Source organism: Modestobacter sp. VKM Ac-2983 (genome assembly GCF_026967885.1).
Taxonomy (GTDB): Bacteria; Actinomycetota; Actinomycetes; order Mycobacteriales; family Geodermatophilaceae; genus Modestobacter.
On the sequence record NZ_JAPVBK010000001.1, the window covers coordinates 431,277 to 443,755 of the forward strand.

Below are 12,479 nucleotides of genomic sequence, written 5' to 3' on the forward strand. Positions count from 1 at the left end.
GCACCGTGAGGGCCGAGGGAGCATCGCAGCGAGCGCCGGCGAGCGAGGAGCGGATCGAGGCCGGTCCTCACGCCCTGGGCAGCTGGGCATGAGCGACTTCTCCGTCACCGTCGTCGGCGTCGGCGCCGACGGCTGGGACGGCCTCTCCCCGGTCGCCCGCCGGGTGATCTCGGGGGCCGAGGTGCTGCGCGGCAGCGCTCGCCAGCTGGCGCTGCTGCCCGCGGACGTCGTCGCCGAGCGGGTGCCCTGGCCCTCGCCGATGGCGCCCGCCCTGGCCGCCTTGCCCGAGGCGCACCCGGGCCGGCGGGTGGTCGTGCTCGCCAGCGGCGACCCGATGCTCTCCGGCGTCGGCACCTCGCTGGTCCGGCTGTTCGGCGCCGACGCCGTGGACGTCGTGCCGCACCCGTCGTCGGTGACCCTGGCCTGCGCCCGGCTGGGCTGGGCGGTGGAGGGGGCGACGGTGGTCTCCGTGGTCGGCCGGCCGGTGTCGCTGGTCCTCCCGCACGCCACGCCCGGGCGGCGGCTGCTGGTGCTGGGCTCGGACACCGGGACGCCGGCGGAGCTCGCCGCCCTGCTCGCCGGGGCCGGGTACGGCGCCAGCCGGCTCACCGCCCTGGCCGAGCTCGGCGGCCCCGCCGAGCGCCGGTTCACCGGCACCGCGGCCGACTGGCCCCACCCGGAGACCGACCCGCTCGTGCTCACCGCCGTCGAGGTCGTCGCCGACCCCGGCACCGTGCCGCTGCCGACCGTGCCGGGCCTGCCGGACGACGCCTACTCCTCCGACGGTCAGCTGACCAAGCGCGACGTCCGGGCGGTGACGCTCTCCCGGCTGGCCCCGCTGCCTGGCCGGCTGCTCTGGGACGTCGGCGCGGGCGCCGGCTCGATCGGCATCGAGTGGATGCGGGTGCACCCCTCCTGCCGGGCGATCGCGGTGGAGTCCGACCCCGTGCGGGCCCAGCGGATCGGCCGGAACGCCGGCCGGCTCGGGGTGCCCGACCTGCAGGTGGTCGAGGGCGAGGCGCCCGACGCACTGCTCGGGCTGTCGCAGCCGGACGCCGTCTTCGTCGGGGGCGGGGCGACCACGCCGCTGCTGCTGGACACCGTCTGGGAGGCCCTCGCCCCGGGGGGCCGGCTGGTGGTCAACGCGGTCACGGTGCAGAGCGAGGCCGTGCTCGCCGAGTGGCACGGCCGCTGCGGCGGCTCGCTGACCCGGCTGTCGGTCGCCCAGGCCGAGCCGGTCGGCGGCTTCACCGGCTGGAAGCCCGCCATGCCCGTGACGATCTGGAGCGTGACCCGATGACCGTCCACTTCATCGGCGCCGGGCCCGGTGCCGCCGACCTCGTCACGGTGCGGGCCGCGCGGCTGATCGCATCGTCCCCGGTCTGCCTCTACGCCGGCGCGCTCGTGCCCCGCGAGCTGCTGGACACCGCACCGCCGGGGGCCCGGCTGGTCGACACCGCGGACCTCGACCTGGACCAGATCACCGCGGAACTGGTCGCCGCGCACGAGGCCGGGCTGGACGTCGCGCGGCTGCACTCCGGCGACCCCTCGGTGTACAGCGCCATGGCCGAGCAGATGCGCCGGCTGGACGCGGCCGGGGTGCCCTACGACGTCGTCCCCGGGGTGCCCGCGTTCGCAGCGGCGGCCGCGTCGCTGAAGCGCGAGCTGACGGTGCCGGGGGTGGCGCAGACCGTCGTCCTCACCCGGACGTCGGCGCGGTCGACGCCGATGCCACCGGGGGAGACCCTCGCCGCCTACGCGGCGACCGGCGCGACCCTGGTGCTGCACCTGGCCGTGCAGCGGATGGACGACCTCGCCCCGGAGCTGGCCGCGCACTACGGCGCGGACTGTCCGGTGGCGGTGGTGGCCAAGGCCAGCCGGGACGACGAGCTGGTGCTGCGCGGCACGCTCGCCGACATCGCCCAGCAGGTGAGCGACGCCGGGGTGCGGCGGACGGCGGTGGTGATCGTCGGCCGGGTGCTGGCCGCCGAGCAGTTCCTGGACAGCCACCTCTACTCGACCACCCGGACCCGATGAGCTCAGGCGCGGCCGACGATGGTGCCGGCGCGGTCGATCACCACGACGTCGACCTCGACCGGGGCGCCGAGCAGCACGCCCTCCGCCGTCCGGCGGGCGCCCGCGGCCACCAGGTCGCCCAGCGGGAACCCGGCGGCGGTGCACTGGTGCAGCGCGTCCAGCGCGGTGTTCGCCTCCCGCACGCCCTCGACCAGCTCCGGTGCGGCGCCGGCCTCGGCGACCAGGGTGGCCAGTGCGGTGAACGACACCTGCGACCGGGCCGAGTGCAGGTCCAGGTGCCCCTCGGCGAGCTTGGCCAGCTTGCCGATTCCCCCGGCCACGGTCAGCCGGGGCACGGGGTGGCGGCGCAGGTACTTCAGCACCGCGCCGGCGAAGTCGCCCATGTCCAGCAGCGCGTCCTCGGGCAGGCCGTGGAGCTCCTGGGCCACCCGCTCGCTGGTCGACCCGGTGCACCCGGCGACGTGCTCACGCCCGGCGGCGCGGGCCACGTCGATGCCGCGGCGGATGGAGTCGATCCAGGACGAGCACGAGTAGGGGACGACGACCCCCGTCGTCCCGAGGATCGACAGGCCGCCGAGGATGCCCAGCCGCGGGTTCCAGGTCTTGCGGGCCAGCTCGGCGCCGTTCTCCACCGACACCTCGACCACGACGTCCCCGCTGCCGCCGTGCCGCTGCGCGACCGCGGCCACGTGTTCGCGGATGAACTGGCGGGGCATCGGGTTGATCGCCGGCTCGCCGACGGCCAGCGGCAGGCCTGGCTTGGTCACCGTGCCCACGCCCTCGCCGGCCCGGAACAGCACGCCGCTGCCCGGTTCTCCGCGGGTGACCCGGGCGCTCACCAGCGCGCCGTGGGTCACGTCGGGGTCGTCGCCGGCGTCCTTCACGATGCTCGCGCTCGCCTCGTCGCCGGCCAGGTGCTCCTTCGCGAGCGCGAAGGTCGGGTGCCTGTCGTTGGGCAGGTCGATCGAGACCGGGTCCGGGAACTCGCCGGTCAGCAGCGCGGTGTAGGCCGCGGTGGTGGCCGCGGTCGCGCAGGCGCCCGTCGTCCAGCCGTGCCGCAGCCCTGCGCTGCCGTCCCTGCTCACGGGACCATCCTCCACCGCGATCGACCGACGACCCGTCGACGCCTCGCTCGCCGGGCAGGCGTGCACGACCCGACACTCGGCGACGGGGGAACGACGTGACCGGTCAGGTGCTCCTCCTCGGGGGCACGGGGGAGGCCCGGCGGCTGGCTGCCGCGCTGGTCGCTGCGGGTGTCGACGTGCTGTCCTCGCTGGCGGGACGGGTCGTCGACCCGGTGCTGCCGCCCGGCGCCGTGCGGATCGGCGGGTTCGGTGGCGCCGACGGGCTGACCGCCTGGCTGGCCGAGCACCGGCCGCGGGCGGTGGTCGACGCCACCCATCCGTTCGCCGCGCAGATCACCGCCTCGGCCGCGGTCGCCGCGGCCGCGCAGGGGACCCCGCTGCTGCGGCTGCAGCGGCCCGGCTGGACGGCGCAGCCCGGGGACCGCTGGCGACATGTCGACTCGTTGGCCGCGGCGGCCGAGGCGGTGGCCGGGTACCGCAGCGTCTTCCTCACCACCGGCCGGCAGGGCGTCGGTGCGTTCGCCGCGCTGCCGGGCCGGGTGCTGGTCCGCTCGGTCGACCCGCCGGACGAGCCGCTGCCGGCCGGGGCGACCCTGCTGCTGGACCGCGGGCCGTTCAGCCTGGCCGACGAGCTGGCGCTGCTCCGCGAGCACGACGTGGACGTCGTCGTCACCAAGGACTCCGGCGGTGCCCTGACCGAGGCCAAGCTCGTCGCCGCCCGCCAACTCGGCCTCCCGGTCGTGCTGGTGCGCCGGCCACCGCTGCCGGCGGGAGTGCCGACCGTGGGGACCGTCGAGGAGGCGGTCGCCTGGCTGGACGAGCGGCTCAGGCCAGCGGGCTCGGGCTCCGCTGGAACGCCCAGGCCGTGAGCCAGACGGTGCCGACCGCCAGGACGAGCGACTCGGGGACGTGGGCGGCCATGTTCCCGGCGTCGCCGATCCATGCCTGCGCGAAGCCGGCGACGAACACGGCGGCGGCCACGACCACCGGCCACCGCGCCCCGCCGGCGCGGGCGTGCAGCAGCGTCGCCACCACCAGCAGGCCGCCGACCACGTGCAGCGCGATCGCGCCGGCGCCGTGCGCGTCCATCGCGTCGGCCTCGGACATGAGCTGCCCCGCCGTCCCGAACTGCCAGAGCAGCACCACCACGGAGACCACCGCCGTAGCCCGGACGGCTTGGATCGACCCGGCCTCGCGAGCGACGGGGGGCACGGGCTGGGTCCGGGTCATCACGAGGTCCCTCCAGAGGAGAACTACTTGAAAGCTCATACAAGCAGGTCCGGTGGCGATGGGGAAGGGGGCGGCCGACTGGTGCTCTTCGACCTCGACGGCACCCTGGTCGACTCGTCCCCGGGCATCTGGGCCTCGATCCGGGTCGCCGCGACCGAGCTCGGCTTGCCGGAACCGACCACCGACCAGCTGCGGTCGATGGTCGGGCCGCCGCTGTGGGAGGGGTTCGCCGGCGCCTTCGGCATCGGTGGGGACGACGTCGACCGGGCGGTGGCCGCCTACCGCGCGCACTACACGGCCGGGGCGATGCTGGCGGCGCCGGTCTACCCGGGCATCGCGCAGCTGCTGTCGGGGCTCCGGGCCGACGGCGCCACGCTGGCCGTGGCGACCAGCAAGCCCGAGCCGTTCGCGCTGCGCATCCTGGCGCACGTGGGGCTGTTGCCGGAGTTCGCGAGCGTGCACGGCGCCACGCTGGACGGCGCCGTGCGGCACAAGGAACAGGTGGTCGCCGCGGCGCTGGCCGCCCACCCGGACGGCGACCGGCCGGTGCTGATCGGCGACCGGTCGCACGACGTGCTCGGTGCCCGGGTGCACGGCCTGCCCTGCATCGGCGCCGGCTGGGGGCCGGCCCCGGCCGGTGAGCTCGCCGGCGCCGGCGCAGCAGCGATCGCCGCCACCCCGGCCGACGTCCGGGCGGCGCTCGCCAGCATCTGAGCCGCCGTGGGCTGCCGGCGTGGCAGGAAGACCGTCCGCGGCAGCGCGGCCGCTGCGGCTGAGGGAGGACTCGGCGGAGCTGCCGGGCACCGACCGCCGCTGGTCCAGCGTCGCCATCGCCGCGGCGTCGGTCTCCGGCGTCCTGTCCCTCGGGCACGGACAGCCCCGGTGGCCGCACCACGTGCTGGGGATCGCGGTGCTCACCCGGTCCGCCGGGCCTCCCGCCACGGACCGTCGGACCCACGGTGCACAGTGGGAGGCGACGGGGGTGGTGCGCAGTGCTGGGAGAACCGCGGGCGGTCGACCTCGACCCGCTCGACCTGGAGAGCGCGCTGCTGCGCGCTGCGGTCGGTGACTACGCGGCCGAGGCGGCGGTGCTGCTGCTGGCCGACTCCGGCCACTGGCTGCCCCGGTTGCAGGTGGCCGGCCTGATCGCCATCGCGCTCGACGCCGACGCGGCCGACGGTGGGCCGTGGGCGGCCGTCCAGTGGGCCGACCTGGACGGCGCGCTCCGGTCGGGCGTGATCGGCGGCAGCGGCGGGCAGCTGCGGCTCCTGCGGGCGGCGGCGAGCCTCGCTGAGGGCCAGCCGCTCGACCTGGCCGACCTGACCGCGGGGCTCGACCGCGAGGAGCTGGTCCTCCTGCTGGCTGCCCTGTCCCATGCGGCCGGCAGCCACGAGCACGACGACGGGGACGGCGCCTCGGCCGGCCCGGTCGTGCCCTGGCCGCTGCGCGACTGACCGGGCCTCAGCCGGCCGAGGGGTGGGCGGTCGGCGTCCCGGGCAAGATCCCCGGCATGACCACCCCGCTCGGGCTGCCCGATGCCCTGCAGCAGCTGCGCGACCGGGTCGCGGCGGCACCGCTCGGCCTGGCAGTCCCGGGCCGGGACGCTGCCGCCCGCACCGCCCGCTCGGTCGTCGACCAGGTCGACGACTACCTGCTGCCCCGGCTGCGCGACCTGGATGCCCCGCTGCTCACCGTGGTCGGTGGCTCGACCGGCGCCGGCAAGTCCACCCTGGTCAACAGCGTGCTGGGCACCCGGGTCACCACCCCCGGCGTGCTCCGCCCGACGACCCGCGCCCCGGTGCTCGTCTGCGCCCCCGCCGACCGGGCTGCGTTCGCCGGTGACCGCGTGCTGCCCGGGCTGACCCGCACCACCGGCGGGGAGGCCGGCCCCGGCGGGCTTCAGCTCGTCGTCTCCGAGGCGCTGCCGGCCGGGCTCGCCCTGGTCGACGCCCCGGACGTCGACTCGGTGGTCGAGGCGAACCGAGACCTGGCCGGGCAGCTGCTGGCCGCGGCCGACCTGTGGGTCTTCGTGACGACGGCGGCCCGCTACGCCGACGCCGTCCCCTGGGACCTGCTGCGCACGGCTCAGGAGCGGGGGACGGCGCTGGCCATCGTGCTGGACCGGGTGCCGCCCGAGGCGGTGGTCGAGGTCGCCGACGACCTGGCCGGGATGCTGCGCCGGGCCCGGTTGGAGGGCGCCCGGCTGTTCGTGATCGAGGAGCGCCCGCTGGCCGACGGGTTCCTGCCCGAGGACCAGGTCGCGCCGCTGCGCGAGTGGCTGCACGCGCTCGCCGCCGACGCCGAGCAGCGGGCCGCGGTCATCCGGCAGACCCTGGCCGGCGCGCTGGGGAGCCTGCACGACCGGGTCGACGTCGTCGTCGCCGGCGTCGGCGAGCAGGCGGTCGCCGCCGAGGCGCTGCAGGCCGCCGCGGACGCCTCCTACGCCCGGGCGCGGGCGGCCGTCCACGAGGCGGTCGGCAACGGCAGCCTGCTGCGCGGGGAGGTGCTCGCCCGCTGGCAGGAGTTCGTCGGCACGGGGGAGTGGATGCGCAGCCTGCAGGGGCACGTGGGCCGGCTGCGCGACCGGGTCACCGCCGCCTTCACCGGCCGCAACAACCCCGCCGACGACCTGGCCGGGGCCCTGGAGTCCGGGGTCGAGCTGCTGTTGCGGGCCGAGGCCGACCGGGCCGCGGAGAAGACGGTCATCAGCTGGCGCACCCTGCCCGGCGGGATCGACCTGCTCGACGGCCGGGAGATCGAGCTGGACGGCGTCTCGCCGTCCTTCGCGGGCGCCTCCGCCGACGAGGTGCGCGACTGGCAGGGCACCGTGCTGGAGCTGGTGCGCAGCGAGGGTGCGGGCAAGCGGTCGCGGGCGCGGCTGCTGTCCTGGGGGGTCAACGGCGCGGGCGCGGTGGTGATGGTCGCCGTCTTCGCCTCCACCGCCGGGTTGTCCGGTGCCGAGGTGGCCATCGCCGGTGGCACGACCGCGGTGGGCCAGCGGGTCCTGGAGGCGGTGTTCGGGGACGCTGCGGTGCGCGAGCTGGCCGCCCGGGCCCGGGCCGACCTCGACGCCCGCGCCGACCGGCTGCTGCACGCCGAGCAGCGGCGCTTCGACGTGCTGCTCGCCGACGCCGCCCCGGCGCCGGGCGCCGACGCCGAGCTCCGGTCGGCCGCGCAGACGCTGGCTGCCGCCCAGGGAGCGGGCGCGTGAGGCTCGGGCGGCGCGGCGAGCTGTCCCTGACCGACCGGCTGGCTGCGCTGCGCGAGGCGGTCGAGGTCGCCGAGGAGCGGCTGGAGGTGCCCGAGGTGGCCAGCGCCCGCACGCTGCTGGCCAAGGCCGGCGCCCGGGAGGCGCTCGGTGACGCCACCGTCGTGGCGCTCGCCGGGGCGACCGGCAGCGGGAAGTCCACCCTCTTCAACGCGCTCAGCGGCAGCGAGGTGAGCACCCCGGGCGTGCGCCGTCCGACGACCGGGGTGGCGCACGCCAGCGTGTGGGGCCCGGACGGCGCGGACCGGCTGCTCGACTGGCTGCAGGTCCCCCGCCGGCACCGGGTCGAGGCGGGTGACGCCGCGCTCGACGGGCTGGTGCTGCTCGACCTGCCCGACCACGACAGCGTCCGGTTGGAGAACCGGCTGGAGGTCGACCGGCTGGTGGAGCTGGTCGACGTGCTCGTGTGGGTGCTCGACCCGCAGAAGTACGCCGACGCGGCGGTGCACTCGCAGTACCTGGCGCCGCTGGCCGGGCACGCGGGCGTGCTGGTCGTGGTGCTGAACCAGGTCGACCGGCTCGACGAGCCAGCTGCCCGCGCCTGCCTGGCCGACCTGCGCGGGCTGCTGGACCGGGAGGGCCTGGGGGCGACCCCAGTGCTGCCCACCGCGGCCCGCACCGGCGCCGGCCTGCCCGAGCTGCGGGCCGAGCTGGGCCGCCGGGTCGCCGCGCGCCGGGCCGCCACCGACCGGCTGGCCGCCGACGCCCGCGCCGCAGCCGGTGCGCTCGCCCAGCACTGCGCGCCCGACGCCGGCCCCGACCGCAGCCGGGACCCCGACGAGTGGGCGGGGCTGACCGAGGCGCTCGCCGACGCCGCGGGCGTGCCGGCCGTGGTCGGTGCCGTGGAGCGCTCGGCCCGCCGCCGCGGTGCCGCGCACACCGGGTGGCCGGTGCTGCGCTGGACGGGCAAGCTCCGGGCCGACCCGCTGGGCCGGCTGCACCTGGGCAACGAGGCGGCGCGCAGCTCGCTGCCCCCGGCCGGCGCCGTGCAGCAGGCCGCGCTGGTCGCGGCGCTGCGCCGGGCACGGGACGCCGCCGGGCAGGGGCTGCCGCAGGCCTGGCGGGACGAGCTGCGCCGCACCGCCGAGTTCTCCGAGGAGCGGCTGGCCGACCGGCTGGACCGGGCGGTCACCGGCACCGACCTCGGCCCGGACCGCACGCCGCTGTGGCAGCGGGCCGTCGGCGGGCTGCAGTGGCTGCTCGTGCTGACCGCGCTGGCCGGCGCGCTCTGGCTGCTCGGACTGGTCGGCCTGGGGCTGCTCCAGCTGGACGACGTCGTCCCGCTGCCCCGGGTGGAGGGCATCCCGCTGCCGACGCTGCTGTTGGCCGGCGGCCTGCTCGCCGGGCTGTTGCTGGCGCTGCTGGCCCGGCCCCTGGTGCACGCCGGCGCGCGGAGACGAGCCAGACAGGTGCGGCGGCGACTGCTGGACCGGGTCGGTGAGGTGACCGACGAGGAGGTGGTCGGGCCGCTCACCGAGGCCCGCGAGGACCACTCCCGGTTCTGCGCGGCGGTGACCCGCGCCGGCAGCTGAACCGGGGTCCTCCGAGTGCTTGTGCTCTGCTCACCAGGGGTGAGCAGAGCACGAGCACTCGGCACCAGGCTCAGTCGAGCGCGGCGGCGGGAGCCCGGTGAGCGGGCTCCGGGACGGCGGCGGGACGGCGGGCGTGCAGGGTGAGGCCGCCCACCGCCAGCAGGGCCAGCACGATGACCGCGACGCCGTAGACCTGCGCCGTCCGCTCCAGGCCGACGTGCCCGGCCGCCACCCCCGCGGCGATCGCCGGCACGCTGAACGCGAGGTAGCTGACGGTGAAGACCGCGGACAGCAGGGCGGCCCGCTGGCCGGGGGCCACGCCCTGGGTGACGGTGGCCATCGCACCCAGGAAGGCGGTGCCGAAGCCGAAGCCGGAGACGACCGCCGCGACGAAGAACAGCGACAGGGAGCCGGTGGTCAGCGCGGTCACGGTGCCGGCCACCCCGACGGCGAAGACCAGGGCGCCGATGACCATCGACCGGGCGGGCGCGACGGTGCGCATCGAGAGCGACCCGACCAGGCCGGTGCCGTTGAGCGCGAGGATGACCAGGCTGCCGACGACGTGGTCCTGCACGTCGAAGACGCCGGCCACCAGCGACGGGCCGAGCGAGGCGTAGAGCCCGCCCAGCGCCCAGGTGGCGACCAGGCAGGGCAGGACGACGACGAATGCGCGGCGCTGCGAGGCCGGCACCTGCACGCTGGGCCGCAGCGACCGCGCCGCGCCGGGCAGCCGGGGGGAGGACTCCGGCAGGAACACCCAGACCCCGGCGGCGGCGGCCACGCACAGCACCGTGAGGACGCCGAAGACCCAGCTGGTCGGCGCGGGCAGGAACTCGACCGCCAGCCCGGCGCTCACCGCGCCGACGGAGAGCCCCACCGCGGGGGACGCCGAGTTGACCAGGGCACCCAGCGGCCGGTCCGGGCGCTGCAGGTCCAGCAGCGCCGCGCCGAACGCGCCGGTCAGCGCCCCGGTGGCCAGCCCCTGGACGATGCGGGCGAGCAGCAGCCACCCGACCCCGTCGGCGGTCAGGAACAGCACCATCGAGACGGCCTCGAGCAGCAGCGCGGCGGCGAGCACCGGGCGGCGCCCCACGTGGTCCGACAGCGCCCCGACCACCAGCAGCGACAGCAGCAGGGCGAAGGCGTAGACGCCGAAGACGACGGTGATCAGGCCCGAGCCGAAGCCGAACTCCTCCGCGTAGACCCGGTAGAGCGGCGAGGGCACCCCGGACGCGGCCAGCATCAGGGTCAGCAGCACCGCCACCGACCAGAAGGCGGCGGGGCGGGAGAGCTCACGGCGCGGCACGAACCGGTGCAAGCCGCAACGAGCCGGTCGTGTTCCCACCGTCACGCGGTGAGCCGGCCGTCCGAGGTCGCCGTGAGCACAGGCAGCACGGTCCACTCGCCGCAGCCGGGCCCGTTCGGCCGGGTCACCTCGGTGTCGACCGGTGCACTGACCGACCACAGCCGTGTGCCGGCCGGGTCGCGCAGTGTCAGGGAGACCTGCACCTTCTCGACGTCCGGGATCTCCCGTTCCCACCAGACGCCCTGGGACGAGCGCGGGTCCGCGCCGACCTCCACGCCGGTGCACTCGTCGTCCAGGCAGACCTCCGCCGTCGTCCCGGCGGGCAGGTCCAGCGCGCTGGTGTCGACGGCGACGACGGTGAGCGCCGCCATCTCGGTGCACCCCTGCGGCTGGCCGGCGCAGCCGGCGAGCGCCGCCACCAGGAGCACGAGGACGGCGCGCATCAGGTCATCCGGGGTAGCGGCGGGAGGTGTAGACCTGGCCGGACGGCGTCACCCGGGTCTGGGTGGAGCCGACCATGACCAGGCAGCGCATGTCGACCGTGTCGGGGTCGAACTCGCCGAGGGTGGTCACGGTGACCGACTCCTCTGCACCGCCGACGTCCCGGCCGATGACGACCACGGTCTCCGGCTTCTTGACCTCCAGCAGCGCCTGGTGCGCCTCGCCCAGCTGGTGCGGGCGCGCCTTGGAACGTGGGTTGTACAGCGCGAGCACCAGGTCGGCGGCGGCCGCGTGCCGCAGCCGGTCCAGCACGACGTCCCACGGCTTGAGGACGTCGGACAGCGAGATGATCGCGAAGTCGTGCCCGAGCGGTGCTCCCACCCGGGAGGCGACCGCCTGCGCCGCGGTGAGCCCGGGCAGCACCCGGACCTCGACGTCGGCGAACTCCGGCTGGGCCGCCACCTCGAGCACCGCGGCGGCCATCGCGAACACGCCGGGGTCGCCGCTGGAGACGACCGCCACCCGCCGTCCGGACTGCGCCAGCCGCAGCGCCGCCGCCGCCCGCTCCGCCTCCACCCGGTTGTCGCTGGGGTGCCGGGTCTGCCGGGGGTTGACCTCCACCCGGTCCAGGTAGGGGCCGTAGCCGACCAGGTCGTCCGCGCGGGCCAGCGCCTCGGCGGCCTCCGGGGTCGTCCAGCTGCGCTGCCCGGGGCCCAGGCCGACGACCACGACCTCGCCGCGCCGGGGCCCGTCGTCCTCGGCCCGTTCGGGGTGGTTGCCCGGCCCGGTGAGCTCGCTGGGCAGCAGGGCGAGGGAGAAGTAGGGGACGGTGGCCGGGTCGACGTCGGCGAGCGGTTCGACCCGCTGCCGGTCGGTGGTGGCCCGCTCCACGTACCAGGCGCGGTCGAGCACGCCGGCGGCGTCGAACGCCTCCCGGACGTTGGCGAAGGTGCGGCCCAGCTTCAGCACCGCGGCCGAGTCGGTGGTCGACAGCCACTCGGCGAGCTCGTCGGCGGGCAGCGTGCCGGGCAGCACGGTGAGCACCTCGTCCCGCTCCACCAGCGGCCGGCCGAGCACCGCGGCGGCGCCGCTGACGCTCGTGACGCCGGGGACGACCTCGGTGGGGTACCGGTGGGCCAGCCGCTTGTGCATGTGCATGTACGAGCCGTAGAAGAACGGGTCGCCCTCGGCGAGGACGACGACGTCCCGGCCGGCGTCCAGGTGCGCGGCCAGCCGGGCGGCGGCGGCCTCGTAGAACTCGTCGATCGCCCCCTGGTAGCCGCCGGGGTGGTCGGTGGTCTCGGTGGTCACCGGGTAGACCAGCAGCTCCTCGACCTGGCCCTCGCGCAGGTACGGCGCGGCCAGCCCGCGGGCGACCGAGCGGCCGTGCTGGGCGGCGTGGAAGGCGACGACGTCGGCCGCGCCGATCAGCCGGGCGGCCTTGACCGTGACCAGCTCGGGGTCCCCGGGCCCCAGCCCGACCCCGTACAGCCGCCCGGTCACCGGTGCGCCCCGTCCACCAGGATGGCCATTGTGGTGGTCATTCGGTGTTCCCCGCGGTCGCCGTCCGCTCCGCTCCT

Annotated in this window: 12 protein-coding genes; 7 read left to right on the plus strand and 5 right to left on the minus strand. The window is 76.8% G+C overall.

The features are described 5' to 3' along the window. Nucleotides 1-88: 88 nt before the first annotated feature. Nucleotides 89-1,300 (plus strand): precorrin-6y C5,15-methyltransferase (decarboxylating) subunit CbiE, encoded by a 1,212-nt coding sequence (cbiE, locus tag O2W18_RS01995; protein WP_269185903.1) that lies wholly within the window; start codon nt 89-91, stop codon nt 1,298-1,300. After that, nucleotides 1,297-2,037: a precorrin-4 C(11)-methyltransferase gene (gene cobM / locus O2W18_RS02000; protein ID WP_269185904.1), complete on the plus strand. Its 741-nt coding sequence runs from the start codon at nt 1,297-1,299 to the stop codon at nt 2,035-2,037. Before cbiE ends, cobM begins: the two co-directional genes overlap by 4 nt. Before the next feature lie 2 nt (nt 2,038-2,039). Here the strand turns inward: cobM and O2W18_RS02005 are convergent, their stop codons facing one another. Continuing rightward, nucleotides 2,040-3,122: a cobalt-precorrin-5B (C(1))-methyltransferase gene (locus O2W18_RS02005; RefSeq protein WP_269185905.1), complete on the minus strand. Its 1,083-nt coding sequence runs from the start codon at nt 3,120-3,122 to the stop codon at nt 2,040-2,042. 95 nt (nt 3,123-3,217) lie between these two features. Between O2W18_RS02005 and O2W18_RS02010 the strand changes: the two genes are divergently transcribed. Beyond that, a complete protein-coding gene (locus O2W18_RS02010; protein WP_269185906.1) occupies nt 3,218-3,991 on the plus strand; it encodes a cobalt-precorrin-6A reductase in 774 nt (257 codons plus the stop codon). Here O2W18_RS02010 and O2W18_RS02015 read toward each other — a convergent pair. Next, complete coding sequence (locus tag O2W18_RS02015) at nt 3,948-4,334, minus strand: hypothetical protein (protein ID WP_269185907.1); 387 nt, start codon at nt 4,332-4,334, stop codon at nt 3,948-3,950. The genes O2W18_RS02010 and O2W18_RS02015 overlap by 44 nt on opposite strands. A 99-nt stretch (nt 4,335-4,433) precedes the next feature. Between O2W18_RS02015 and O2W18_RS02020 the strand changes: the two genes are divergently transcribed. The 4 genes from O2W18_RS02020 (at nt 4,434) to O2W18_RS02035 (ending at nt 9,152) form a co-directional block, all read left to right on the plus strand. Further along, complete coding sequence (locus O2W18_RS02020) at nt 4,434-5,066, plus strand: HAD hydrolase-like protein (RefSeq protein ID WP_269185908.1); 633 nt, start codon at nt 4,434-4,436, stop codon at nt 5,064-5,066. Between the two features lie 278 nt (nt 5,067-5,344). After that, nucleotides 5,345-5,806 (plus strand): hypothetical protein, encoded by a 462-nt coding sequence (locus tag O2W18_RS02025; RefSeq protein ID WP_269185909.1) that lies wholly within the window; start codon nt 5,345-5,347, stop codon nt 5,804-5,806. Nucleotides 5,807-5,862: 56 nt separating this feature from the next. After that, nucleotides 5,863-7,563, plus strand: coding sequence for an ABC transporter (locus tag O2W18_RS02030; RefSeq protein ID WP_269185910.1), 1,701 nt, complete (start codon nt 5,863-5,865; stop codon nt 7,561-7,563). After that, nucleotides 7,560-9,152 carry a YfjP family GTPase gene (locus O2W18_RS02035; protein WP_269185911.1) on the plus strand — a complete coding sequence of 531 codons (1,593 nt, stop codon included), beginning with the start codon at nt 7,560-7,562 and terminating at the stop codon, nt 9,150-9,152. The genes O2W18_RS02030 and O2W18_RS02035 overlap by 4 nt, the downstream gene beginning before the upstream one ends. A gap of 70 nt (nt 9,153-9,222) precedes the next feature. Here O2W18_RS02035 and O2W18_RS02040 read toward each other — a convergent pair whose 3' ends face one another. Genes O2W18_RS02040 through O2W18_RS02050 form a run of 3 tightly spaced genes read right to left on the minus strand, consistent with a single transcriptional unit; the run spans nt 9,223 to nt 12,402 of the window. Next, nucleotides 9,223-10,470 carry an MFS transporter gene (locus tag O2W18_RS02040; RefSeq protein ID WP_269185912.1) on the minus strand — a complete coding sequence of 416 codons (1,248 nt, stop codon included), beginning with the start codon at nt 10,468-10,470 and terminating at the stop codon, nt 9,223-9,225. A gap of 29 nt (nt 10,471-10,499) precedes the next feature. Continuing rightward, nucleotides 10,500-10,901: a hypothetical protein gene (locus O2W18_RS02045; protein WP_269185913.1), complete on the minus strand. Its 402-nt coding sequence runs from the start codon at nt 10,899-10,901 to the stop codon at nt 10,500-10,502. A 4-nt stretch (nt 10,902-10,905) separates the two neighbouring features. Further along, nucleotides 10,906-12,402, minus strand: coding sequence for a precorrin-2 C(20)-methyltransferase (locus O2W18_RS02050; RefSeq protein WP_269185914.1), 1,497 nt, complete (start codon nt 12,400-12,402; stop codon nt 10,906-10,908). Nucleotides 12,403-12,479 lie beyond the last annotated feature (77 nt).

Bases quoted from the DNA above. Each gene is read 5' to 3' on its own strand.
- O2W18_RS02045 (WP_269185913.1), bottom strand. From the start codon at position 10,901: ATGCGCGCCGTCCTCGTGCTCCTGGTGGCGGCGCTCGCCGGCTGCGCC.
- O2W18_RS02030 (WP_269185910.1), top strand. From the start codon at position 5,863: ATGACCACCCCGCTCGGGCTGCCCGATGCCCTGCAGCAGCTGCGCGAC.
- cobM (WP_269185904.1), top strand. From the start codon at position 1,297: ATGACCGTCCACTTCATCGGCGCCGGGCCCGGTGCCGCCGACCTCGTC.
- cbiE (WP_269185903.1), top strand. From the start codon at position 89: ATGAGCGACTTCTCCGTCACCGTCGTCGGCGTCGGCGCCGACGGCTGG.